This window comes from Microbacterium sp. NPDC089987, from assembly GCF_044748505.1.
GTDB lineage: Bacteria > Actinomycetota > Actinomycetes > Actinomycetales > Microbacteriaceae > Microbacterium.
This window is the reverse complement of sequence record NZ_JBIVGE010000001.1, coordinates 191,726-214,766: the sequence shown is the minus strand read 5'-3', so window position 1 is coordinate 214,766 and position 23,041 is coordinate 191,726. Positions and strand designations below refer to the sequence as shown.

Annotated in this window: 29 protein-coding genes; 8 read left to right on the top strand and 21 right to left on the bottom strand. The window is 67.9% G+C overall.

Annotated features, from left to right (window positions below):
- Positions 1-261: 261 nt before the first annotated feature.
- From ccsB to ACIPV2_RS01060, 7 genes are read right to left on the bottom strand one after another with little or no spacing between them, the layout of a single operon-like run.
- Positions 262-1,251: a c-type cytochrome biogenesis protein CcsB gene (ccsB, locus tag ACIPV2_RS01090; RefSeq protein ID WP_400837299.1), complete on the bottom strand. Its 990-nt coding sequence runs from the start codon at positions 1,249-1,251 to the stop codon at positions 262-264.
- Positions 1,252-1,254: 3 nt separating this feature from the next.
- Positions 1,255-3,069, bottom strand: coding sequence for a cytochrome c biogenesis protein ResB (locus tag ACIPV2_RS01085; protein WP_400837296.1), 1,815 nt, complete (start codon positions 3,067-3,069; stop codon positions 1,255-1,257).
- Complete coding sequence (locus tag ACIPV2_RS01080) at positions 3,050-3,814, bottom strand: cytochrome c biogenesis CcdA family protein (protein ID WP_400837293.1); 765 nt, start codon at positions 3,812-3,814, stop codon at positions 3,050-3,052. Before ACIPV2_RS01080 ends, ACIPV2_RS01085 begins: the two co-directional genes overlap by 20 nt.
- Entirely contained in the window at positions 3,811-4,431 is a 621-nt protein-coding gene (locus tag ACIPV2_RS01075) for a TlpA family protein disulfide reductase (RefSeq protein ID WP_400837290.1), read from the bottom strand. Before ACIPV2_RS01075 ends, ACIPV2_RS01080 begins: the two co-directional genes overlap by 4 nt.
- Before the next feature lie 54 nt (positions 4,432-4,485).
- Positions 4,486-5,127 (bottom strand): histidine phosphatase family protein, encoded by a 642-nt coding sequence (locus tag ACIPV2_RS01070; RefSeq protein WP_400837287.1) that lies wholly within the window; start codon positions 5,125-5,127, stop codon positions 4,486-4,488.
- 26 nt (positions 5,128-5,153) lie between these two features.
- Positions 5,154-5,450, bottom strand: a complete 297-nt coding sequence (locus ACIPV2_RS01065; protein ID WP_400837284.1) for a transcriptional regulator — start codon at positions 5,448-5,450, stop codon at positions 5,154-5,156.
- Positions 5,431-6,306 (bottom strand): hypothetical protein, encoded by an 876-nt coding sequence (locus ACIPV2_RS01060; RefSeq protein ID WP_400837281.1) that lies wholly within the window; start codon positions 6,304-6,306, stop codon positions 5,431-5,433. Before ACIPV2_RS01060 ends, ACIPV2_RS01065 begins: the two co-directional genes overlap by 20 nt.
- Positions 6,307-6,424: 118 nt before the next feature.
- Between ACIPV2_RS01060 and aspS the strand changes: the two genes are divergently transcribed.
- The gene (aspS, locus tag ACIPV2_RS01055; protein WP_400837279.1) at positions 6,425-8,212 is read left to right on the top strand and encodes an aspartate--tRNA ligase; all 1,788 of its coding nucleotides are present in this window, start codon (positions 6,425-6,427) and stop codon (positions 8,210-8,212) included.
- 180 nt (positions 8,213-8,392) lie between these two features.
- The gene (locus tag ACIPV2_RS01050; protein ID WP_400837276.1) at positions 8,393-8,905 is read left to right on the top strand and encodes a GNAT family N-acetyltransferase; all 513 of its coding nucleotides are present in this window, start codon (positions 8,393-8,395) and stop codon (positions 8,903-8,905) included.
- A gap of 21 nt (positions 8,906-8,926) precedes the next feature.
- Here ACIPV2_RS01050 and ACIPV2_RS01045 read toward each other — a convergent pair whose 3' ends face one another.
- From ACIPV2_RS01045 to ACIPV2_RS00985, 13 genes are all read right to left on the bottom strand, one after another.
- Entirely contained in the window at positions 8,927-9,751 is an 825-nt protein-coding gene (locus tag ACIPV2_RS01045) for a carbohydrate ABC transporter permease (RefSeq protein ID WP_400837273.1), read from the bottom strand.
- Complete coding sequence (locus ACIPV2_RS01040) at positions 9,748-10,632, bottom strand: carbohydrate ABC transporter permease (RefSeq protein ID WP_400837270.1); 885 nt, start codon at positions 10,630-10,632, stop codon at positions 9,748-9,750. The genes ACIPV2_RS01045 and ACIPV2_RS01040 overlap by 4 nt, the downstream gene beginning before the upstream one ends.
- A 12-nt stretch (positions 10,633-10,644) precedes the next feature.
- Positions 10,645-11,916 carry an ABC transporter substrate-binding protein gene (locus ACIPV2_RS01035; protein ID WP_400837267.1) on the bottom strand — a complete coding sequence of 424 codons (1,272 nt, stop codon included), beginning with the start codon at positions 11,914-11,916 and terminating at the stop codon, positions 10,645-10,647.
- Between the two features lie 129 nt (positions 11,917-12,045).
- A complete protein-coding gene (locus ACIPV2_RS01030) occupies positions 12,046-12,870 on the bottom strand; it encodes a sulfite exporter TauE/SafE family protein (RefSeq protein ID WP_400837265.1) in 825 nt (274 codons plus the stop codon).
- A gap of 61 nt (positions 12,871-12,931) precedes the next feature.
- Positions 12,932-13,687: an amino acid ABC transporter ATP-binding protein gene (locus ACIPV2_RS01025; RefSeq protein WP_101188107.1), complete on the bottom strand. Its 756-nt coding sequence runs from the start codon at positions 13,685-13,687 to the stop codon at positions 12,932-12,934.
- On the bottom strand, positions 13,684-14,430 hold the full coding sequence (locus tag ACIPV2_RS01020; protein WP_400837261.1) for an amino acid ABC transporter permease: 747 nt from the start codon (positions 14,428-14,430) through the stop codon (positions 13,684-13,686). The genes ACIPV2_RS01025 and ACIPV2_RS01020 overlap by 4 nt, the downstream gene beginning before the upstream one ends.
- 75 nt (positions 14,431-14,505) lie before the next feature.
- A complete protein-coding gene (locus tag ACIPV2_RS01015) occupies positions 14,506-15,327 on the bottom strand; it encodes an ABC transporter substrate-binding protein (RefSeq protein ID WP_101188105.1) in 822 nt (273 codons plus the stop codon).
- 123 nt (positions 15,328-15,450) lie between these two features.
- Complete coding sequence (locus tag ACIPV2_RS01010) at positions 15,451-15,750, bottom strand: Dabb family protein (RefSeq protein WP_400837258.1); 300 nt, start codon at positions 15,748-15,750, stop codon at positions 15,451-15,453.
- Positions 15,747-16,010: a glutaredoxin family protein gene (locus ACIPV2_RS01005; protein WP_101188103.1), complete on the bottom strand. Its 264-nt coding sequence runs from the start codon at positions 16,008-16,010 to the stop codon at positions 15,747-15,749. Before ACIPV2_RS01005 ends, ACIPV2_RS01010 begins: the two co-directional genes overlap by 4 nt.
- Positions 16,007-16,300, bottom strand: coding sequence for a rhodanese-like domain-containing protein (locus ACIPV2_RS01000; RefSeq protein WP_101188102.1), 294 nt, complete (start codon positions 16,298-16,300; stop codon positions 16,007-16,009). The genes ACIPV2_RS01005 and ACIPV2_RS01000 overlap by 4 nt, the downstream gene beginning before the upstream one ends.
- Before the next feature lie 81 nt (positions 16,301-16,381).
- Complete coding sequence (locus ACIPV2_RS00995; protein WP_003792170.1) at positions 16,382-16,480, bottom strand: 30S ribosomal protein bS22; 99 nt, start codon at positions 16,478-16,480, stop codon at positions 16,382-16,384.
- Positions 16,481-16,594: 114 nt separating this feature from the next.
- Entirely contained in the window at positions 16,595-16,786 is a 192-nt protein-coding gene (locus tag ACIPV2_RS00990; RefSeq protein ID WP_101188101.1) for a helix-turn-helix domain-containing protein, read from the bottom strand.
- 81 nt (positions 16,787-16,867) lie between these two features.
- A complete protein-coding gene (locus ACIPV2_RS00985; protein WP_101188100.1) occupies positions 16,868-17,284 on the bottom strand; it encodes a helix-turn-helix transcriptional regulator in 417 nt (138 codons plus the stop codon).
- 76 nt (positions 17,285-17,360) lie between these two features.
- Here ACIPV2_RS00985 and ACIPV2_RS00980 point away from each other — a divergent pair, with 76 nt between their 5' ends.
- Both ACIPV2_RS00980 and ACIPV2_RS00975 read left to right on the top strand, forming a co-directional pair.
- Positions 17,361-18,791: a TrkH family potassium uptake protein gene (locus ACIPV2_RS00980; RefSeq protein WP_400837253.1), complete on the top strand. Its 1,431-nt coding sequence runs from the start codon at positions 17,361-17,363 to the stop codon at positions 18,789-18,791.
- A gap of 1 nt (position 18,792) precedes the next feature.
- The gene (locus ACIPV2_RS00975) at positions 18,793-19,455 is read left to right on the top strand and encodes a potassium channel family protein (RefSeq protein WP_400837250.1); all 663 of its coding nucleotides are present in this window, start codon (positions 18,793-18,795) and stop codon (positions 19,453-19,455) included.
- Positions 19,456-19,580: 125 nt separating this feature from the next.
- Here ACIPV2_RS00975 and proC read toward each other — a convergent pair whose 3' ends face one another.
- A complete protein-coding gene (gene proC, locus ACIPV2_RS00970) occupies positions 19,581-20,420 on the bottom strand; it encodes a pyrroline-5-carboxylate reductase (RefSeq protein ID WP_400837247.1) in 840 nt (279 codons plus the stop codon).
- A 78-nt stretch (positions 20,421-20,498) separates the two neighbouring features.
- Here proC and ACIPV2_RS00965 point away from each other — a divergent pair, with 78 nt between their 5' ends.
- The 4 genes from ACIPV2_RS00965 to upp all read left to right on the top strand — a co-directional run bounded on the left by ACIPV2_RS00965 (position 20,499) and on the right by upp (position 22,921).
- Positions 20,499-21,470: a cation diffusion facilitator family transporter gene (locus ACIPV2_RS00965; protein ID WP_400837245.1), complete on the top strand. Its 972-nt coding sequence runs from the start codon at positions 20,499-20,501 to the stop codon at positions 21,468-21,470.
- Positions 21,471-21,577: 107 nt separating this feature from the next.
- On the top strand, positions 21,578-22,033 hold the full coding sequence (gene tadA, locus ACIPV2_RS00960) for a tRNA adenosine(34) deaminase TadA (RefSeq protein ID WP_400837242.1): 456 nt from the start codon (positions 21,578-21,580) through the stop codon (positions 22,031-22,033).
- Positions 22,034-22,129: 96 nt separating this feature from the next.
- A complete protein-coding gene (locus ACIPV2_RS00955) occupies positions 22,130-22,279 on the top strand; it encodes a hypothetical protein (RefSeq protein WP_400837239.1) in 150 nt (49 codons plus the stop codon).
- A 9-nt stretch (positions 22,280-22,288) separates the two neighbouring features.
- Entirely contained in the window at positions 22,289-22,921 is a 633-nt protein-coding gene (gene upp / locus ACIPV2_RS00950; protein WP_101188094.1) for a uracil phosphoribosyltransferase, read from the top strand.
- The last annotated feature ends 120 nt before the right edge of the window (positions 22,922-23,041 follow it).

Sequence of the window (23,041 nt, the reverse complement as noted above, 5' to 3'; positions counted from 1 at the left end):
CGTGTTCGCCTACCTCCACAAGCGGGCGCAAGAGGCACCGGGGCGCACGAGGCACAGGACCGGGGAAGTGCCGACCGCGGCGACAATCCGCTCCCGAGCATCCGCTCAACCTCACCGCCGGACGTGATCACTCACCCGAGGTAGGCGAACGCGCCAAGGCAGGACGAATCAGCGGGTATCTTCCTACCTCCGCGTGTTCGCCTACCTCCACGGCGGCGCAAGGGCCAGGCGCGCGCAAGGGCCAGAGGGCCCAACGCGGGCTCAGCTCAGACCGGAGTACGCGTGCAGGCCCTTGAAGAACACGTTCACGATCGCGAAGTTGAAGATCACGGCTGTGAAGCCCGTGATCGACAGCCATGCCGACGGGTTGCCGCGCCAGCCGCGCGTCGCGCGAGCGTGGATGTACCCGGCGTAGAGCACCCAGATGATGAAGGTCCAGGTCTCCTTCACGTCGAAGCCCCAGTACCGGCCCCACGCGTCCTGCGCCCAGATCGAGCCGGCGATCAGGGTGAAGGTCCAGAAGATGAAGCCGACGACGGTGAAGTGGTACGCCATGTTCTCGAGACGCGCCGTATTCGGCAGTGTGCGCAGGAACCCGGGTCCGACATTCTCGACACCCTCCGCGATGCGACGCTCGCGCCGCGACTGCATGAGCTGCATGACCGACAGCGCGAAGGCGAGCGCGAACAGCGCGGTCGACAGCGAGGCCACGAACACATGGATCACGAGCCACACCGACTTCAGCGGGTCGACGAGCGGTGTGACCGCGACGTAGAAGTTCGCCGCCGCCGCGCCGAGCAGCACGACGACGAGCCCGGAGATGAACGTGCCCAGGTAGCGCAGGTCGATGCGCGTGAGCACGACCAGGTACACGCCCATGATCAGCAGCGTCCCGATCATCGCGAACTCGTACAGGTTCGCCCACGGCACGCGCCCGGCTGCGAAGCCGCGCGTCAGCGCCGAGGTGAGGTGGAACAGCCAGCCGAGGATCGCCAGCGCCGTGCCGATGCGAGCGAAGATGAAGCGCGGCTTGCCGCTCTTCCCCTTCCCGCCTGCGGCGGTTCCGGATGCCGGTGCGCCGGCGCCACGGGCATCCGCTCCCCCGGCCGCGACCAGGGCCGGCGTCGCGACGTCAGCGGTCGTCGCCGAGGAGCGGCGGGCGAGGTCGAAGGCGTAGGCGATGAACGAGCCGGCGTAGACGGCGATGGCCGTCCACAGCGTGAGGATCGAGATCGAATCGAGGTCGGGCATGTGTCAGTCTCCCTTTGCGGGGGTCGAGCCTTCGGGCGCGGCCGCGTCGAGAAGCCGCTCGTGTCCGCGGACGAGGTCGTCCACGGCGGCGGCGAGGGTCGGATCGTCGCCGCGCGCGAGGGCGGCGTACTCGAGGTGGATGCCGTCGTCGGCGGCGGTGGCCTTCACCCACATGCGCCGACGCGGCACGAAGAGGGCGAGTCCCAGGCCGCCGAGGGCGAGCAGCGCGAACGCCAGCACCCACGGTGCCGAGGCGTCGTGGTGGATCTGCAGCGAGACGTAGCGCTTGACCGACTGCAGGGTGTCCTTCGCGCCCTCCGGCGACACGTTCTCGAACGTGACGGTGCCGAGGCCGTTGGGCAGGTCGGCCGTCTCGCCGGGCTGCAGCTCGATGGACTTCGTATCGGTGGTGCGGCCGTTGAGCTTCTCGAGGCCGTCGGTGTTGAGCTCGAACACCGAGACCGGCTTTCCGCCGTCGACGCCGAGGTCACCCTGGTACACATCGAGCGTCAGCAGTGGGAGGTTCAGCGCACCGTGCACCGAGGTGTACGCGCCGCTCTTCATCTTCAGCGGCGTCGGGTAGAGGAAGCCGATCATCCCGAGCTGCTCCGGCATGCCGTCGGTGACCTTGACCACGCCGAGCGAGGTCATGGCGCTGTCCTGAGGCAGGAACTCGACCGGCCCGCTGAACACCTTGTCTCCGTCGGCGTTGCGCACGGTGATCGTGGGCGCGTAGCCGTTGCCGAGCAGGTAGATGCTGTCGCCGCCGACGTGCAGCGGGTGGTTGACCCGCACGGTGCCCTTGCTCGCCGAGCCGTCGACGTTTCGCACCGAGAGGTTGGCGGCGAAGTTGCCCGCCTGTCCGGCTCCGGGCGTGCCGAAGTCCTCGTAGGTGACATCGAACGAGTCGAGGGTGAGCGCGTAGGGCTGGAACGAGTCGTCGGCGACGAAGCGCCCCCGGTTGATCGAGTTGTAGTCGATCAGGGTGTTGACGTAGCTGGCACCCTCGATGACCACGCGCTGCCCGGTGTAGGCGAAGCCGCCGCCGATGCCGACCGTCACCAGCACGCCGACGAGGGCGATGTGGAAGAGCAGGTTGCCCGTCTCGCGCCAGTAGCCGCGCTCGGCCGAGACAGACCACGTCCGGCCGCGGTCGTAGCGCGCGACGCGATAGCCGAGGGACTTCAGCTGCTTCTCGGCGACGTCGATCGCGGCGGCTGCGTCGATCGCCGTGGATGCATCGCCGCCCCCTTCGGCAGGCTCAGGGGCCCAGACTGTGGAGCGGTGATGCTCGAGCCGACCGAGCCGCGCCGGGGTGCGCGGCGGCAACGCGCGCAGCGCCTTCGCATGGTGCTTGATCCGCGGGATGATGCAGCCGATCAGCGAGATGAACAGCAGCAGGTAGATGGCCGAGAACCACGGCGACGAGTACACGTCGAACATCCGCATCGCGTCGAGCACCGGGAAGGTGTCGGGGTTGTTCTGCTTGTACTGCACGACGCCGTTGGGGTCGGCCGTGCGCTGCGGGAACACCGATCCGGGGATCGCGGCGATGGCGAGGATCAGCAGCAGCACCAGCGCGACACGCATCGAGGTCAGCTGCCGCCAGCCCCACCGCAGCCAGCCGACGACGCCCAGCTGGGGCTGGTTGATCTCGTTCTCGTCGACGGGTGCGGAATCGATGTGGTCGGAGGGGCGCAGCGGGTCGGACGCCGCTGCCGCGCCGTCATCGTGGCCAGACGCGCCAGAGCGGCCAGAGTCGCTGGAGCGGCCGGAGGCGCCAGCGCTGCCGGAGCGATCAGAGGGGGAGGATGACACTGCTCATCACCGCCGTGAGTCGAGACATGATCTGGGCCCACACGCCGGTGATCATCAGCAGGCCGAGCACGATCAGCAGCGCACCGCCGACGATGTTCACTGTGCGGATGTGGCGACGCATGAAGGCGGTTGCGCTGGTAGCCCAGCCGAAGCCGAGCGCGACCAGCAGGAACGGGATGCCGAGGCCGAGCGAGTACGCGACGCCGAGCAGCCCGGCACGCCAGGGGTCGCCCAGCGTCCAGCCGACGCTGATGATCGCGCCGAGCGTGGGGCCGGTGCACGGCGCCCAGCCGATCGCGAGCGTGAAGCCGAGCAGGGGCGCGCCGATGAGCCCCGTAGTGGAGCTCACCTGCATCTTGTACTGGCGCTGCGCGAAGCCGAACAGACCGAGGAAGATCAGGCCCATCAGCACGACGACGCCACCCAGGATGCGAGTGATCAGGTCGCCCCATTCCAGAAAGAAGACGGATGCCGCACCGCCGATCACCGTGTAGGCGACGAACACCACCGTGAATCCGGCGATGAAGAGAAGGACGCCGAGAAGCATCCGACGGCGCTGAGCGGCGGCCTGCGTGACCTGCGGCTGAGGCGAAGACGCCGTGCCGGCCGCTCCCCCGATGAACCCGAGGTACCCCGGCACGAGCGGCAGGATGCACGGCGACAGGAACGACACGAGTCCGGCGAGAAGAGCGAGCGGGATCGCGATCCAGAGCGCGCCGGCTCCGATCACGGCATCCGGAGTCACGCCTTCTCCTCGAGGGCATCCTTGATGAGCGTCGACAGGATCGAGGTGCCGTCGATCGGTCCGATGATGCGGGCGGCGACCCGGCCCTGCCTGTCGAGCACGAGGGTGGTCGGCGGCGCCTGGATCGGCGTCACTCGAGCGAAGGCGAGCTTGGCGTCGCCGGTGGTGGCGTCCATGAGGCTCGGGTAGGTGACGCCATAGGTCTTCGCGAAGGCCTTCGCCGTGTCGGCCTGGTCGTAGATGTTGACACCCATGAACTGCACGCCGTCGTCCTTGTGCTTCTGCCAGGTCGCCTCGAGGTCCTCGGCTTCGATGCGGCAGGGGCCGCACCCGGCGTACCAGAAGTTGACGACGGCGACCTCGCCGCGGATGTCGTCGCTCGAGAACTTCTCGCCGCCTTCGGTGACCCCGCCGAAGTCGACGGGCGCCTTGCGCTTCGCGGCCGGGATCGACTCGACCCGGAAATCAGCGGTCGTGTAGGCCTTCTGATCGCCGTTCTTGTACGCCTCGACCATGGGGTCGGGCGCGCAGGCGCTCAGACCGATGGTGAGCGCCGCGGCGAGCGCGGCGGCGCCGATGCGCCAGGCGCCGCGAGGGGATCGAGCAGGCACGGACACGCTGGGAATCGTACGCGCGGTTCCTATGCGCGCTCTGAAACGCCGGCTCCCGGCTCAGACCGCGCCGAGATCGATGCCCTTGCCCGCAGGCTCTGCGTAGTCGACCTCGCGCCAGACGTCGCCCACGCGCTCGAAGGACGTGATGCTCGACAGCGCGCAGCGCCGGGTGCGGGGATCGTGCTGCAGGGTGATGCCCGCGACCGAGAGGTGCGTGATCCAGATCGGCGCCTGGTGCGAGACGAACACGATGTCGCCCTCATGCACCGCGGGGGCGCGGTCCGCGGCATCCCACGCCTCATCCATCGCCGCGCGCATGCGCGTCGCGATCGACGTGTACGGCTCGCCCCAGCTAGGCACCGAGGGGCGACGCAGGTGACGCCAGTTGAACGGGTTGCGCAGGGCGCGCGACATCCGCTGCCCCTCGAACACGTTGGCGGGCTCGATGATCCGCGCGTCGTCGGTCGGCTCGAGACCGAACAGCTCGGTGAACGGCTCCGCGGATTCCTGCGTGCGCTCGAGCGGCGAGCAGCGCAGTTCGCTCACGCGTCGGTCGAGGGATGCCAAATACTCGGCCGCATCCCGCGCCATCCGGCGCCCGGCCTTGCTGAGGTGATAGTCGGGAAGGCGCCCGTAGAGCACCCGCTTGGGATTGTGCACTTCGCCATGGCGCACCAGGTGGAGTCGTCGTGCCGTCACCCGCCCACCGTATCGCGGCTCGCACCTCAGACGTCGCCGACGATCGCGCGCAGCGCGGCCATGTGTCGTGCGAGCGCGCGGCGGCCGTTCCTCGTCGAGGCGACCCACGTACGGGGGCGAACGCCGGCGTACCCCTTGGTTATGTCGAGGTAGCCGCGGTCCTGGAGATGGGTGATGCCCTTCGACACTGCAGAGTCGTCGGCCTCGAGCAGATCGCGCAGCGCGGCGAAGTCCAGTTCGATCCCCTCGGGCAGCGCGGCGAGCAGCGAGAGGCGCACCGGAGTCAGCAGCGCGGGATCGAGCTCATGCCTCGGATGCGCCATCGGCGCCCTCCCCGTCGTGCCCGTCGTCACCGCGTCCTGGCAGGAAGGCGGTGACGGCAAGCGATGCCGCAATCACGGCCCCCACCGATGCGCTCACGACCGGACTGATCAGTTCGGTGGCGATGGTCAGGGCTGCAAGCAGGAACATCGCCCCGGTCGAGATGCCGAATGCACACCACTGAGGCGTGCCCCAGTACCAGCCCGTCGAGCGCAGACCCCAGGTGGAGGTCGCGCCGGCGGAGATCAGCATCAGCACCATGCTCGCCATCACCGTCCCCCACACGGCGACCGGCAGGAACAGGGTCGCGCAGATCGCCCCGAAGACGAGACCGATGACGACTGTCGTGACTCGGCTTCCGCGCGGAAGCGGCGCAGACAGCGTCGCACGAGCCGCTTCAGCGCCGCCCCTGAGAAGCACACCGACCGGCCGAGCGCCGAAGACGACGAGCGTGGCGAACAGGCTCACGAGCGACAGCCACCACGGGTAGCCCCCGCCGATCACCGACCACAGCAGGAAGATCACGAGCATCACGCCGAACGCCACTGCAGCCATCCAGTACCGTCTGGCCGCGCGCAGCCGACCGCCGAAGCGCTGCGCGGCTCCCTCCACCAGCGCACTCGAGAGAACCAGCGGCGGCAGAAGCAGCGCCATGGTCGTGCCGCCCGACCGATCTGCGTCTCCCTCGGCGGAACCGGTGTAGACGAACACCCCCATGTAGGCCGACACCAGCACCGCATACAGCAGCTGCATCACGGCATGACGGCGGGGCACGCCACTCGCCCGCTCGCGCACGTCCTCCGCGACGCGGAGAGCCATCACGGCTTCGGCATTCGGCATGCCCGGCTTGCTTTCCATCTGGAAAGTATGCGCCAGGCGACAAGCGAAAGGAACCCCCACTCTCGCTCGAATCGGGCGTCACGACCCGCCACGTAGACTGGGCGGGTTCGTATTTCCCCGATCAGAAGGAATCTCCGTGCTTCGCACACACACGGCAGGCTCACTCGATGCCTCGCACATCGGTCAGACCGTCACCCTCTCCGGGTGGGTCGATCGTCGCCGCGATCACGGAGGCGTCGCGTTCATCGATCTTCGCGATGCATCGGGCATCGCCCAGGTCGTCATCCGCGACGAAGAGGTGGCGCACCCGCTGCGCTCTGAGTTCGTGCTGCAGGTGACGGGCGAGGTCTCGCGCCGCCCCGCAGGCAACGAGAACCCCAACCTGCCCACCGGCGAGATCGAGCTGATCGCCGCCGAGGTGGTGGTGCTCAACGAGTCCGCACCCCTGCCCTTTCAGGTCTCGAGCGGCCTGGCCGAGTCCGACCCGATCGGCGAGGAGGTGCGTCTGAAGCACCGCTACCTCGACCTGCGTCGCCCGAACCCCGCCGCCGCGATGCGCCTGCGCTCGGACGTCTACAAGGCGATCCGCGATGAGCTGCACAAGCGCGACTTCGTCGAGGTCGAGACGCCGACGCTGACGCGGTCGACGCCCGAGGGCGCCCGCGACTTCCTCGTGCCCGCCCGCCTGCATCCGGGCAGCTGGTACGCGCTGCCGCAGTCGCCGCAGCTGTTCAAGCAGCTGCTCATGGTCGGCGGTGTCGAGAAGTACTTCCAGATCGCCCGCTGCTACCGCGACGAGGACTTCCGCGCCGACCGTCAGCCCGAGTTCACCCAGCTCGACATCGAGATGTCGTTCGTCGAGCAGGAGGACGTCATCGAGATGATGGAGTCGCTCGTCGTCGCGATGTGGAAGACCATCGACGTCGACGTGCAGACCCCGCTGCCCCGCATCACCTACGCCGACGCGATGGCCAAGTACGGCTCCGACAAGCCCGACCTGCGGTTCGGTCTCGAGCTCGTCGAGGCGACCGAGTACTTCGCGAACACGCCCTTCCGGGTGTTCCAGTCGGAGTACGTCGGCGCGGTGCTGATGCCCGGTGGCGCGTCGCAGCCGCGCAAGACGCTGGATGCCTGGCAGGACTGGGCCAAGCAGCGCGGTGCCCGTGGCCTCGCGTACGTGCTCTTCAACGAGGACGGAACGCTGGGCGGCCCGGTCGCCAAGAACCTGTCCGAGGCCGAGCAGGCGGGCCTCGCCGAGCTCGTCGGCGCCAAGGCCGGGGACTGCGCGTTCTTCGCCGCCGGTGAGACGAAGGCCAGCCGCGCCCTGCTCGGCGCTGCGCGCGTCGAGATCGGCCGCCGCCTCGAGCTCCTCGACCCGAACGTGTTCGCGTTCACCTGGGTCGTCGACGCGCCGATGTTCGAGCCCGCCGGCGACGCCGTGGCATCCGGCGATGTCGCGGTCGGCTCGGGCGCATGGACGGCCGTGCACCACGCGTTCACCGGCCCGAAGCCCGAGTTCGCCGACACGTTCGACACCGACCCGGCGTCCGCTCTCGCCTACGCATACGACATCGTGTGCAACGGGTCGGAGCTGGGCGGCGGCTCCATCCGCATCCACCGGGAAGACGTGCAGAAGCGCGTGTTCAACGTCATGGGCATCACCGAGGAGCAGGCCGACGAGAAGTTCGGCTTCCTGCTCGAGGCGTTCAAGTTCGGCGCTCCCCCGCACGGCGGCATCGCGCTGGGCATGGACCGCGTCATGCAGCACCTGACGAAGACGGAGTCGATCCGCGAGGTCATCGCCTTCCCGAAGTCGGGTGGCGGCTTCGACCCGCTGACCGAGGCGCCCGCCCCGATCACGCCGGAGCAGCGCGCCGAGGCGGGCGTGGACGCCGAGCCGGAGGACGAGTCCGTCCCGGCCTGACCCTCGCCCGGCGGGGTCCACTCTCCCCGCCGACACCCCCACTTCGCGCCGACACCCCCAGCTGTGGACGTCCACACCTGGGGGTGCCGGCGTCTTCCGGGGGTGTCGGCGCTGCCCAGGGCGGCGCTACCCACGGCCGGGGGCGGGGCGGCGCGGTGGGGATGCTGGGAGACTGGCCGGATGCTGGCATCCCTTCCCCTTCCCCACCCGATCGACTCGCGCGCCGGGCGCGCGGTGCTGCGGCGCGCGACCCCGGCGGATGCCGACGGGATCATCGCGCTGCTCGCCGACGACCCGATCAGCGCATCCCGCGGCGATCAGGCCTCGGATGCCGACCGCCCGGCCTACCTGGCCGCACTCGACGAGATCCTCGCCGAGCCGTCGAACGACCTGCTCGTCGCGGAGCTCGACGGAGCGATCGTCGGCACGCTGCAGCTCACGTCGATTCCCGGCATGGCCAGGCAGGGCGCGCGCCGGCTGCTCGTCGAGGCGGTGCGCGTTCGCAGCGACCTGCGCTCGAGCGGCATCGGGTCGGCCCTCATGCGCTGGGTGTCCGAAGACGCTGCTCCCGCGCTCGGCGCTGCGATGGTCCAGCTCACCTCCGATGCCGCACGCACCGACGCGCACCGGTTCTACGAGCGCCTCGGGTATGTCGGCTCGCACGTCGGCTTCAAATACCACCTGCCGCGGTGACGAGGTTGCCCGTGAGACAGCTCACTTCAACGACCCGGCGATCATCCCCTTGATGAAGCTGCGCTGCAGGAACAGGTAGGCCACCAGCACCGGCACCACCGAGAGCACTGATGCCGCGGCCGCGGCGCCCGGGTTGCTTCCCTGCGCGGCGAAGAACCCGGCCACGGCGGGAGCGATCGTGCGGGTCTCGTCGGTGCGCAGGAAGTACGTGCTCAGCGCGAACTCGTTCCAGATCCCGACTCCCGCGAGGATCGCGACAGTGGCGGTGACGGGCCTGAGCATGGGGAAGACGATCCGGAACAGCACCTGCAGGGGACCCGCGCCGTCGACGGTCGCGGCCTCCTCGATCGACAACGGCAGGCTGCGCATGAACGCCGTGTACAGGAACACGGCCAGCGGCAGGTTGCCGGTGACCATCAGCACGATGATGCCCCAGTGGGTGTTCAGTCCGCCGAGGTCCTTCATGAGGGTGTACAGCGGCACGAGCACCGACAGCGGCGGGATCATGATCAGGGCGATGATGCAGGCGTAGATCAGCTGATTGCCGCGGGTGACCCGCCGCGCGAGCGGGTAGGCGGTGAGCGCGCCGAGCACGCACACGAGCACGGTGGACACGACCGTCACGAGCGCGCTGTTGCCGATCGCCTGCAGGATGTTCCCCTGCTGCATCGCGGTCTGGAAGTTGGTCCAGTGGATCTCACCGGGAAAGGCCCAGGGCGACGAGAGGTCGGTCTTGGGCTTGGATGCCGTGGTGAGGCCGAAATAGAACGGCAGCAGCTGCAGCAGGGCAATGAAGCCGAGACCGGCGTAGATGAGCGCCTTCGACGGCGTGGAGGCGTTCTTCACAGCTCGACCCGCTTCCGGTTCAGCAGCGAGTTCAGCACGAACGTGACAGCGACGATGAGGACGAACAGCACCACGCCGATCGCGGCGGAGTATCCGGCTGCCTGATTCGAGAAGTACGTCTCGCCGATCAGCGTCGACACCGAGTGGGTGGAATCGCCGGGGCCACCGCCGGTGAGCACCTGCACGACGTCGAACAGCTTCAGTCCCCCGATCAGGTTCAGCACGATGCTCGTCGCGAACGCCGGCTGCAGCAGCGGCAGCGTGATGCTGCGGAAGCTCTGCCACCAGGTCGCGCCATCGAGCTGCGCAGCCTCGTGGTATTCCGTCGGCACGCCCTGCAGACCCGCGAGGTAGATGACCATCGAGATGCCGACGAACTGCAGCGAGTTGACGGCGACGATCGCGGTGATGGCGAACCCGGCATCCGACAGCCACGCGACCTGCTCGGCGCCGAACAGCGCCCGCAGATCGTTCAGAGCGCCGTTGTTGTACCGGAAGATCAGGTAGTACATCGTGCCCAGCACCACCGGCGACACCAGCACCGGCAGGTAGATGACCGCGCGCAGCAGCGCGGCTCCTCGCACGATGCGATCCAACACGACGGCGAGACCCAGACCGAGCACCTGCTGGATGATCGTGCTGCCCACTCCGTAGATGAGCGTGTTGACCAGCGCCGTGCGGAACACCTCGTCGTCGAGCAGGCGCAGGTAGTTGTCCACCCCGACGAACGCCTTGCTACGGCTGTACCCGTTCCAGTTGGTCAGCGAGAGGCTGACGCCGCTGATCAGGGGATAGATCGAGAACACGGCGAACAGCACGAGCGCCGGCACGTAGAACCAGTTGAGTCGGCGCGGGAAGATCCCCGTCGAACGTGAAGTCACCTCTCGCGTGACCTACTGCTGACCGTACAGCGTGCCGAACTCGGCCTCGACCTGCTTCACCGCAGAATCGACCGTGGTCTGCCCGGTGACGATGCCCGACGTGGTCGAGATCAGAGTGTTCCACATGCCGTTGGGCAGGTACGCGCGGTCGAAGTAGGGCACCATGCGCACCTCCCCGGGTGTGAAGAACTGCTCGTAGCTGTCGGAGAGGTCGCCGAGGTCGACGTCGATGTCGGTGAGGCCCGCGGGGTTGCCGTCTTCGCTCGCGAACTGCCCGATGTTCTCGGGCTCGGCGAGGAATTCGAGGAAGTCGAGTGCCTCCTCCTTGTGCTCGCCGTCGCGCCACGCCCCCAGGGCGACACCCTCGCCGCCGATGAGGTACTCGTCGTCGCCGTTGATGGCGGGCACCGGGATGAAGCCGATCTGCGCGTCTGGCACGAAGTCCTTGGCACCGAGCGCGAGCGTGTTCTGGATCATCACGAACGCGGTCGAGCCCTGTCCGAGCGCCGTGGTGACGTCATCGCTGGTGGCAGAGGAGAAGTCGGGGTTGAAGTACCCGGCCTTCGACCACTCATCGAGCTTGGTGAACATGGCCTCGAAGCCGCTGTCGACGAACTCCCCGTCGGCGAGCTTCTCGGATTCCGCCTCGTCGTACGATCCCGATCCGAGCCAGTCCGCGACGTTGCCGGCGAACCAGTCGTCCTTGCCTGAGCTCGAGATCGGCACGATCCCTGCGCCCTTGACCGTGGCCAGCGCCTCGTCGAATGCGTCGATGGTGTCGAGCGAAGCCGGGTCGATCCCCGCGTCCTCGAGCACCGTCTTGTTGTACAGGATGCCGGCGACATCGGTCGTCAGTGGAAGGGCGAAGAACTCCCCGTCGTCGTTCTTCATCGTCGAGTCGAGCACGGGGTTGAGCTGGTCGGCCCATGACTGGTCATCGAGCGGCTCGAGGAACTCGCTGTAGCGCAGCAGCGACCACCCGTGCGTGGCCCAGATGTCGGGCAGGTCGCCCGACCCCATCCGCACCTTCATGTCGCCTTCGTAGTCGCTGCCCATCGCGACGACGTCGACCTTCACGTCGGGGTTGTCCTTCTCGTATGCCTCGGCGAGCGCGCTGAGCGCCTTGTAACGAGGCGTCCCCTCCGCCATCGCCGACTGCACCTCGAGGGTGACCTTGTCGCCGTCACCCGGATCCCCCGATCCCGAGCATCCGCTCAACGCGACCACTGCCGCCATGAGACCGGCGAATCCGACCAGGATCCGCACCCTGCCTAGTGACCTCATCGTCCCTCCTCCGTGGGAGCACTGGCGCGCCCGACCGGACGCAATTCGGAGTCTACGCGGGAAGACACCCGTCATGGCAAGGGTCGCGTAAGGGCGACATTTCCGATATGCCGGTTCGGATGCTCCGATTCAGCGGGCCGCGAGCATAGGCGCGACGTTCTCATTCCACACATCGAGGCCGAGCTTCGCGATCAGCACGATCACCACGCCGAGGAACACGACGCGGATGAAGCCGGACCCCCGCGAGATCGCCATGCGCGAGCCGAGGTAGCTGCCGGCCGTGTTCGCGACGCCGAGGATCAGGCCCAGCAGCCACAGCACCGCGCCGTGCGGGATGAACAGGATGAGGGCGCCGGCATTGGTGGCGAAGTTCACGATCTTCGCCTTCGCGCTGGACTGCAGGAAGTCGTAGCCCAGCAGCGCGACGAGCGTGATCACGAGGAATGTCCCCGTGCCCGGCCCGATCAGGCCATCGTAGAAGCCGATCACCAGGCCCGCGGCGCCCGCGGTCACGTGATGGCGATGCCCCGAGAACCGCAGCGCCGTCGCGGCGCCCAGCTGCGGCTTGAACGCGGTGAACAGCGCGACGGCCAGCAGCGCGACGACGATGATCGGCTTGAAGGCGGATGCCGGAAGCACGGTGGCCACGGCGGCTCCGCCGAACGAGCCCGCCAACGCGATCGCCGCCATCGGCAGCGCAGTTCGGATATCGGGTTTCGCCCGGCGATAGTAGGTGACGCTGCTCGTCGCCGTGCCGAAGATCGAGCCGAGCTTGTTGGTCGCCAGCGCCTGCACCGGCGTGATGCCGGGAATCAGCAGCACGGCGGGCAGCTGCAGCAGTCCGCCGCCCCCGACGACCGCGTCGATCCACCCGGCACCGAACGCGGCGATGACGACGAGGACGAGCATGCCCCACGTGAGCTGCTCGAGGCCGAGGAACGCGCCGATCTCCATCACAGTTCAGGATGCCAGATCGGCGCGCCCTCGATGGACACGACGGGGTCTGCGACGGAGCTCAGAGCACGCGCGAGAGGAAGTCCTGCGTGCGCGGATGCTGCGGGTTCGCGAGCACCTCGCGCGGGTCGCCCTGCTCGACGATCTGCCCGTCGTCCATGAAGATCAGCCGAGATCCGACTTCGCGCGCGAAGCCCATCTCGTGGGTGACGACGAGCATCGTCATCCCCTCCTCCGCCAGCTGGCGCATCACCTGCAGCACCTCACCCACGAGTTCCGGATCGAGCGCCGAGGTGGGCTCATCGAAGAGCATCATGTCGGGGTTCATGCACAGCGCGCGAGCGATGGCCACGCGCTGCTGCTGCCCGCCGGAGAGGTGACTGGGATACTCGTCGGCCTTCTCCGCCAGCCCGACTCGGTCGAGCATCTCCCGCGCGACCTGCTCCGCCTCGGTCTTGGAGCGCTTCTTCACCCGACGCTGCGCGATCGTCAGGTTGCCGAGCGCGGTCATATGCGGGAAGAGGTTGAAGCTCTGGAAGACCATGCCGATGCGCTGACGAACCCGATCGATGTCGGTCTCCTCGTCGGTGACGTCGATCCCCTCGATGAGGATGTTTCCGCGGGTCGGGTCCTCGAGCAGGTTCACCGAGCGCAGCAGCGTCGACTTTCCCGACCCGGATGGACCGATGATGCAGACCACCTCGCCGCGGAGCACCGTCAAGTCGATGCCCTTGAGCACCTCGTTCTCGCCGAAGCTCTTCCCCAGCCTCTGGATGTCGATCGCAGGTGCGTGTACGTCGATCAGATCCGTACTCATCGTTCCCTCGCCATCCGTCGTTCCAGCCACGCGGTGAACCGCGTGAGCGGAATCGTCACGATCAGATACAGAATCGCCGCCATGATCAGCGGTGTCGCGTTCGCGTACATGGTGTTCGCGTCCCTCGCGAAGCTGGTGAGCTCCTTGGACCAGATGAATGTGCCGGCGATGAACAGCAGCGACGTGTCTTTCAGCAGCAGCACGAACTCGTTGGTCAGCGGCGGGATGATGATCCGGAATCCCTGCGGCAGCACGATCCAGAACATCGTCTTCATCGGCGACATGCCGAGCGAGCGGGACGCCTCGCTCTGCCCCTTCGGCACGGCCTGGATGCCGGCGCGGATCACCTCGGCCATGTACGCGGACGCGACGAGGATGAGCCCGATGAGGCCTGCTCCGACCGGACCGCCGGGCGGCTTGATGCCGAACGCGATCGGCAGGATGAACGCCATCGCGAAGATCGTCAGCAGCGCGGGCAGACCGCGGAACAGTTCGATCCACGCCGTCGCGAACCAGCGGAACGGAGCGATGATCGACAGCTTCATCAGCGCGAACAGGATGCCGAGCAGCAGACCTCCGGTGAAGGCGATCAGCGTGAACAGCACCGTGTTGCGCAGCGCGACCAGGATGATGTCGGGGAACAGCTTCGCCGCGACCTCGAGGTTGAAGAACTGCTTGCCGATCCGGGTCCAGTCGGTGAGCAGCACGACCGCCAGGACCAGGGCCAGGAACAGTCCATACATCGAGTACCGGTACAGCCTGCTCCTGGTCCTCCGCTTCAATGCCATCGGTACGCAGCTCCTGTCTGTCCGCCGGGCTTACTTCGCTGCGAAATACGTGTCGTAGATGGTGTCGTAGTCGCCGCTGTCGCGAAGGTCCTTCAGAGCCTTGTTCACAGCCTCGCGCAGCTCGTCCTTCTCGCCCTTGGCGAAGGCGAACCCGTACGACTCCTCGGTGTCGTACTCCTCGACGATCTTGTACTCCGGATCCGTCTTCTCGTGCTCGATGTTGACCGGCTGGTCCTGCAGGATCGCGTCGATCTGACCGGCCTGCAGGGCAGGCCACAGCTCGGCATCCCCGGGGTACTGCACGAGGGTCGCACCCTTGGCGTTCTCCTTGGCGTAGCTTTCGCCGGTGGTGCCCTGCTGCACACCGACGTTCTTGCCGTCGAGGTCCTTGATGCTCTTGATGCCCGAGTCGACGCTGGTCAGCAGCGACTGCAGCGAGTCGTAGTACGGGTCGGAGAAGTCGATGTTGGCCTTGCGCTCATCCGTGATGGTCATGGCCGAGGCGCCCATGTCGCACGTGCCTGCGATCAAGGTGGTACCGGACTGCAGTCCATCGAAGCTGACGTCCTGCACGTTGAGCTCGAGGCCGAGCTCCTGCGCGATGGCGTAGGCCAGGTCGATGTCGAAGCCGGTGTAGCCGCTGCCGTTGTCGCCGCCCTCCATCTCGAAGGGAACGTAGGGGACCTCGGAGCACACGGTCAGGGTCCCCTCCGACACCAGGCCGTAGTCGGCGCCGGACGACGCCTTCCCGCCGTCGTCGGCGGGCTTGGAGTCTCCGCCGGCGCAGCCGGTGAGGGCGAGGGCCGCGACCGCGAGGACAGCAGCACCGAGAACGAGGGGACGGCGGCTCATAGCCACTCCTTTGTGACGGGGGCATACGCCCGATTCGGGTGAACTCATCTTGTCATGCTCACGGGTACTTCTCACAGCGGCGCGAGAGGGGCGCCGATCACATTTGCATTGCAAGGCGGCGCGTCAGATCTCGAAGTCGACGGCGACCCGGGATGCGACGACCGACTTGATGTACGCGCCGGCCTCCTTGTGAGCCGGGTGCACCTGGTAGGCCTCGAGAGCCTCGAGCGAATCGACGTCGGCGACCAGCGTGACATCCCAGTTGACATCGGGATGAGCGACGTTCGCCCCTGCCGACACCGCGCGCAGCTCAGGGACCACGCCCATGAGCGCGTTCAGACGGCGAGCGACCTCGGCGGCCTGCTCGGCGCGTGCAGCGGGATCCTCCGTGGCGAGCTTCCAGCTGACGACATGACGGATCACTTCGTGGCCTCCTCGAGTGCCTGACGGAGCCGATCCGGCGAGACGCGCCAGTGCGCGTGCAGCTCACCGTCGATCAGCACGACGGGGATCTTCTCCCACCAGCGCTCGTAGAGCGCGGGGTCATCTGCGATGGACTGCTCGACGATCTCGAGGCGCTCAGCAGCGGCATCCGGCATCTCGGCGACGACGGCGTCGACCACCTCGCTCGCGACCTCGCACAGATGGCAGTCGGGCTTGCCGATGATCGTGAGCGTGGTCACTGCGCGACCGGACGCCCCTGGGCCACCCAGGCCGCCGTGCCGCCCTCGACGTTCGTCGCGTCGTGTCCGCGATCCGAGAGCGCGTCGACCACGCGCGCCGAGCGTCCACCCAGCTCGCAGATCACGTCGAAGGCCTCGCCGGGCAGCTCATCCAGCCGACCGCCCAGCTCGGACATCGGCAGGTTGATCGCACCGGGCACGTGACCCGCCTCGAACTCATGGCGCTCGCGCACGTCGATCAGGGGCACGCCCTCTCGCTGAGCGAGCTCGTCGACAGTGATCGTCTTCATGGTTCTCCTCCTGTCGGCGCAGACACGAAGCGCCCCTTCGACAGGCTCAGAAGCCATGAGGGGCGCTCGGTGTCGTGCCGCTTACTTCTTGTTGCGGCGCTGGTGGCGAGTCTTGCGAAGCAGCTTGCGGTGCTTCTTCTTCGCCATGCGCTTGCGGCGCTTCTTGATGACTGAACCCACGGAAACCTCACTAAGTCAGGGGTTGGATGCCATGGAAACGGCACCCGGGTACGGGCACGAAAAAAATGCCTCGGACGATTCTAGCAAACGGTCGGGCGCGGCCCGAATCGGGGGTCAGCCGACATCGGCGTTCGGGGTGCGCATGGCGGCCGCGACCGCGGACTCGGGTACGCGATAGCTGCGCCCGAAGCGGATCGCCGGCAGCTCACCCGCGTGGACGAGGCGGTACACGGTCATCTTGGACACGCGCATGATCTCGGCGACTTCGGCCACCGTCAGGAATCGAACATCGTGAACGTCGGGCATCCCCAGCACCCCTTTCTGCTGACCACAGCATATGAGGTTGCTGCGATGGCTGTAAACAGATGAGACGGATGTGACTCGCGGCTACGTGCCGAGCTTCTTCAGGGCGGATGCGACGACGTGCTTGGCGGAGGCGGCTGCACGGCCGACGGCCTCGGCCGCGTGGGCTGTCGCCGGCGGCAGCGGGGCGAACGGGATGTCGATCAGCGGCGCCTGATCGCCGTAGGCATCCACGAGGAAGGGCACGAGCCAGTCGTCGACCTCTTCGAGCGGCCCGACGGAGAGACTGTAGAAGCGGCGCTGGCCTTCTTCACGCACGGTCACCAGGCTCGCCTGCCGCAGCACCTTGAGGTGCTTCGACACGGTGGGCTGGCTGATGCCCAGGCGGCTCACGATCTGCGTCACGCTCGTGCCGCCGTCGCCCTCGGCCGACTCGCTCAGCAGCAGCTGGAGGATGTCTCGCCTCGTGCCGTCCGCGATCACGTCGAAGATGTCGGTCATCCCCTCAGGGTAGTAGGCGCCGCACGGGAGTACCATGACGAAGGCTCGGCGAACGGCGCCGGCGGAGAGGGGAGCGATGTCGGGCATCGCGTCGGCATCGTCCCCGCAGGACTCGCTGCGCGGTTTCGGCAGGCGGGTCAAGCATCTGGTCACCTCGTCGCCCTCGCGCTTCGCGATCATCATCTTCGCCGCGCTGATCCTGCTGTTCACCGGCCTGCTGTCGCTGCCGATCTCATCGGCCGACGGCACCATCACGGAGCTGAGCGACGCGCTGTTCACGGCGATGTCCACGATCTGCGTCACGGGACTCTCGACCGTCGACATGGCGAGCCACTGGTCGCCGTTCGGCAACGTGCTGCTGTTCATCGGCGTGAACATCGGCGGCATGGGGGTGCTGACGCTCGCGTCGGTGATGGGCATGGTGATCTCGAAGCGCCTCGGCCTGCGCGCCAAGCTGCTCGCCGCCGGGGACACCAACCCGATGCGCGCGCACGGTGGGCCGGTGAACGAGAGCCAGACCGTGCGCCTCGGCGAGGTCGGCCAGCTGCTCACGACGGTGGCGCTGTCGACGCTCGTGATCGAGCTGAGTGTCGCGGTGCTGCTCTATCCGGCGCTGTTGTGGGCGGGCATCGACCCGTTCGCCGCCCTGTGGGAGGCGCCGTACTACGCGGCCATGTCGTTCACGAACACGGGTTTCACGCCCAACGCCGGGGGCGTCACCGTCTTCGCCGATGACTACCTCGTGCTGAGCATCCTCATGGTGAGCATGTTCCTGGGCAGCATCGGCTTCCCGGTGATCTACACCCTCGCCAAGCACGTCTGGCATGTGAAGCGCTGGTCGCTGCATTCCAAGCTGACGCTCATCACGACCGGTCTGCTCTTCCTGCTCGGGGCGGCGGTGTTCCTGCTGCTCGAATTCGACAACCCGACCACGTTCGGATCGATGGACGCCGGCGAGACGACCATGAACGCGCTGTTCCTGTCGGCGATGACGCGCTCGGGCGGGTTCAACGTCATCGACATGTCCGACCTGAACGGGTCGTCGATGCTCGTGGCGTGCATGCTGATGTTCGTCGGCGGCGGCTCCGCATCCACCGCAGGCGGCATCAAGGTGACCACTCTCGCCGTCCTCGCCATCGCGGTCTGGTCCGAGGCGAAGGGACGACAGTCGGTCGAGGTGTTCGGCCGCCGCATCCCGTCGGACGTGCAGCGCGTCGCACTGTCGGTCGTCGCCTGGGGCGCGACCATCGTCGCGGTCTCGACGGTGATCATCGCCCAGATCACCAAGGCCGACATCATCGACGTGCTCTTCGACGTGATCTCCGCGTTCGGCACCGTCGGTCTCAGCTCCGGCCTCACCGCAGAGCTTCCGGACTCCGCCAGCTATGTGCTCGCCGCGACGATCTTCATGGGACGCGTTGGTACAGTGACACTCGCCGCGGCGGTCGCCGCGACGTCCCGCTCGCAGCTCTACTCGCTGCCCGTCGAAAGGCCGATCGTTGGTTGAGATGGTGCGGGGCGACGCCCCGGTGCTCGTGATCGGACTCGGCCGCTTCGGCGCCGCCTGCGCGGGTGAGCTCGACCGCCTCGATCGCGAGGTGCTCGCGATCGACGGCGATCTCGGCCTCGTGCAGAAGTGGTCGGAGCGGGTGACTCACACCGTGCAGGCGGATGCCCGGAACATCGACGCCCTGCGCCAGATCGGCGCGCAGGACTTCCAGGTGGCGGTCGTCGCCGTCGGCTCGCTCATCGAGGCATCGGTGCTGATCACCGCGAACCTCGTCGACCTGAAGGTGCCGCAGATCTGGGCGAAGGCCGTGTCGCAGTCGCACGGCAAGATCCTCGCGCGCGTCGGCGCCAACCACGTCATCTACCCGGAGCGCGAAGCAGGCGAGCGCGTCGCGCACCTGGTCAGCGGACGGATGCTCGACTTCATCCGCTTCGACGACGACTTCGTGCTCGCGAAGATGTACCCACCGAAGTTCATCCGCGGCGTGCGCCTGAACGAATCCGGCGTCCGCACGAAGTACAAGGTCACGGTCGTCGGTGTGAAGAGCCCGGGCAAGCCGTTCCGCTACGCGGAGGCGAACACCGTGGTCACCAACCACGACCTGATCATCGTCTCGGGCACCAACGTCGACATCGAGCGGTTCGCGGGCCTCGACCGGTAGCCGGTCCCCTCGTCGGAGGTAGGCCAACACGCGGAGGTAGGACGGATCGCCCGTCTTTCCCCCTGCGCTGGGTTGTTCGCCTACCTCGGATGAGCCCCGACGGGACGCAGAAGCGTCGGCAGCGCTCAGGCGCCCGCGGCGAGCTCCTTCGCACGCGTGAGCGCGGCGGCGGTCGCCTCCGCGAAGACGTCGTCGAGACGAGCATCCTGCAGCACGGCCACGGCGCGCTCGGTGGTGCCCTTGGGGCTCGTGACGCGCCGGCGCAGCTCGGCCGGGTCCTCGCCGGATGCCGCGAGCAGGGCCGCCGCGCCGATGAACGTCTGCTCCGACATGAGGCGGGCGTCGGCATCGGAGAATCCCATCCCCTGCGCCGCCACGGCGAGCTTCTCGATCAGCAGGAAGACGTAGGCGGGGCCGGAACCGGAGACCGTCGACAGCGCGTCGATCTGCGACTCAGGCACCTCGATGACCGCACCGACCTTCTCGAACAGCGCGCGCACGAGTGCCATGTCGTCGTCCGTCGCGGCCGGGCCCGCGGCGATGCCGGTGACGGCACGACCGACGGTCGCCGGGGTGTTCGGCATCGAGCGCACGGTGCGCACCTTCGCTCCGAGCGCTTCGGTGAAGGTCGCGAGGGTGACGCCAGCGGCGAGGCTCACGACGATCGCGTCGTCGCGCAGCGACGGGGCGATCTCGCGCAGCAGGTCGGGAACCATGGCGGGCTTCACGCCGACCAGGATGATCCGGGCTGCGGCTGCCGCCTCGGTGTTGCCGGCGGGGTTCTCCTCGAGCGAGATGCTGGTGACACCGGGGAGGGATGCCAGGGCATCCGCCTTCTCACGGGTGCGGTTGGTGGCGACGATGCCGCCATCGAGCTCGACGCCCGACGCGACGACGCCCTGCAGGATCGCACCTCCCATCGAACCTGCTCCGAGGAACGCGAGTGCGGGGAGGGTATCGGCCATGCCGCCCATCCTACGAGCGCGCCCTCCGGTGGGTCGTGCCCTCGTGATCCGCGCGTGCCGCCGTCGTAGACTCTGGCCATGAGCGCATCCGGCGGCACCAAGGCGATCATCGCGGCTTTCCTGGCGAACATGGGCATCGCCCTGGCGAAGTTCATCGCGTGGGCGCTGTCGGGGTCGGCGTCGATGCTCGCCGAGGCGATCCACTCCGTCGCCGACTCGGGCAACCAGCTGCTGCTGATGCTCGGCAACCGCAAGGCCACTCGCGAAGCCGACCGTGCGCACCCGTTCGGCTACGGGCGCGAGCGGTACGTGTCGGCCTTCGTCGTGTCGATCATCCTGTTCTCGCTCGGTGGCCTGTTCGCGGTGTACGAGGGCGTGCAGAAGATCATCGATCCGCACGAGATCGACCACACCTGGTGGTGGCTGCCGCTCGCGGTGCTGCTGATCGCGATCGTCTTGGAGGGCACCTCGCTGCGCACGGCGGTGCGGGAGAGCAATGCGCTGCGCGAGCCCGGCCAGTCGTGGATCTCGTTCATCCGCCGTTCGAAGGCTCCGGAGCTGCCCGTGGTGCTGCTCGAAGACACCGGGGCGCTGATCGGTCTGAGCTTCGCTCTGCTCGGCGTCGGTCTGACCCTCATCACGGGCAACCCTCTGTTCGACGCCCTGGGCACGCTGATGATCGGGCTGCTGCTGATCGTGATCGCGATCGTCCTGGCCATCGAGACGAAGAGCCTTCTCATCGGCGAGGGCGCGAATCGTGCCGACTACGACCGCATCGTCGACGCCATCGTCGGCGGTCCCGACGTCGAGAAGCTCATCCACATCAAGACCCTCTACCTCGGCCCCGAGGAGCTGATGGTCGCGGCGAAGATTGCCCTCACGTCCGACAAGACCGTGCGCGAGGCGGCCGCCGACATCGACGAGATCGAGAGGCGGATCCGGGATGCCGTCCCCGCCGCGCGCGTGATCTACCTCGAGCCCGACGTGTACCGACCATCGCTCGACCCCGAGCCCTCGACCGACGCGTTCGTCTTCCCGTCGTCGGACTGACGGGATCGGCCCCGGATCGGATCGCTCCGGGGCCCCATATGGCCGCCTTCCCTGGAGCGAAGCGACCATATGGGACCACCGAAGGCCCGGAGGCTAGGCTCGCATCCATGACCGCCACGGACCACGATGCGATGCGCCGCGCCCTCGTGCTGGCCGCTGAGGCCGGAGCGGCCGGCGACGTTCCGGTCGGGGCGGTGGTGCTGGATGCCCGGGGCGCCGTCGTCGGCGAGGGACGCAACCTCCGCGAGCAGACGCACGACCCGACCGCGCACGCCGAGATCATCGCGTTGCGCGCGGCCGCCGAAGCGCACGGCGGCTGGAACCTCGAGGATCACACCCTCGTCGTCACCCTGGAGCCCTGCGTGATGTGCGCGGGCGCCATTCTGCAGGCGCGCATCGGCCGCGTGGTCTTCGGCGCCTGGGACGACAAGGCGGGCGCTGCCGGTTCGATGTACGACGTGCTGCGCGACCGGCGCCTGCCGTATCGCGCCGAGGTGGTCGGCGGCATCCGGGCCGATGAGGCGACCGCGCAGCTGCGAGCGTTCTTCGAGACCCGGCGCTGAGTCGAATCCCTGGCATCCGTCCGCCGGACGACGGAGGCGACGATCTCCCCCGCGCGACGGATGACTTCTGTGCTCGCGTGCGCATAGCGTGGGGGCATGGACAACGCTCCCGCACTCATCATCATCCTGATCACGCTTCCCGCCCTGATCGGATCGGTCGTCGTCGCAGCGAACGCCAAGCGCATCAACGCCGCCGCGCGCGAACGACGTGCGGCCCGTGCTGGCGGGCACACGGTCGCCAAGTAATCTGTACCCATGCGCGTTCATGTGGCCGATCACCCGCTCATCACTCACAAGCTCACGGTGCTGCGGGATGAGAGGACCTCGTCGCCGGTCTTCCGTCAGCTGACCGAGGAGCTGGTGACGCTGCTCGCCTACGAGGCCACCCGCGACGTCAAGGTCGAGCCGATCGAGGTGAAGACGCCGGTGACCACGACGACCGGCGTGAAGATCGCCGAGCCGCGTCCGATCGTCGTACCGATCCTGCGGGCCGGTCTCGGGATGCTCGAGGGCCTGGTCAAGCTGATCCCCACCGCCGAGGTCGGGTTCCTCGGCATGGTGCGCGACGAGGAGACCTTCGAGCCCACCACCTACGCCGAGCGGCTGCCTGACGATCTCAGCGACCGCCAGTGCTTCGCCATCGACCCGATGCTCGCCACCGGCGGCTCGCTGGCGGCGGCGATCCAGTTCCTCTTCGACCGCGGTGCGAAGAACGTCACGGCGATCTGCCTGCTCGGCACCCCCGAGGGCGTCGCGGCGATCGAGAGGATGGTCGGTGACGCGGACGTGACCCTCGTGCTCGGTGCTCTGGACGAGCGTCTGAACGAGAAGGGCTACATCGTGCCCGGACTCGGCGACGCGGGCGACCGCCTCTACGGCACGGTCTGAGCCCGTCCGGGCCCTCGCGGGCCTCGAACGCCCTCGGCCGCGCTCGGCCGCGCTCGGCCGCGCACGGCCGCCCCGCCGAGAAACCACATTCAGCGTGAGAAACCAGCCGAGCGCGCGTTT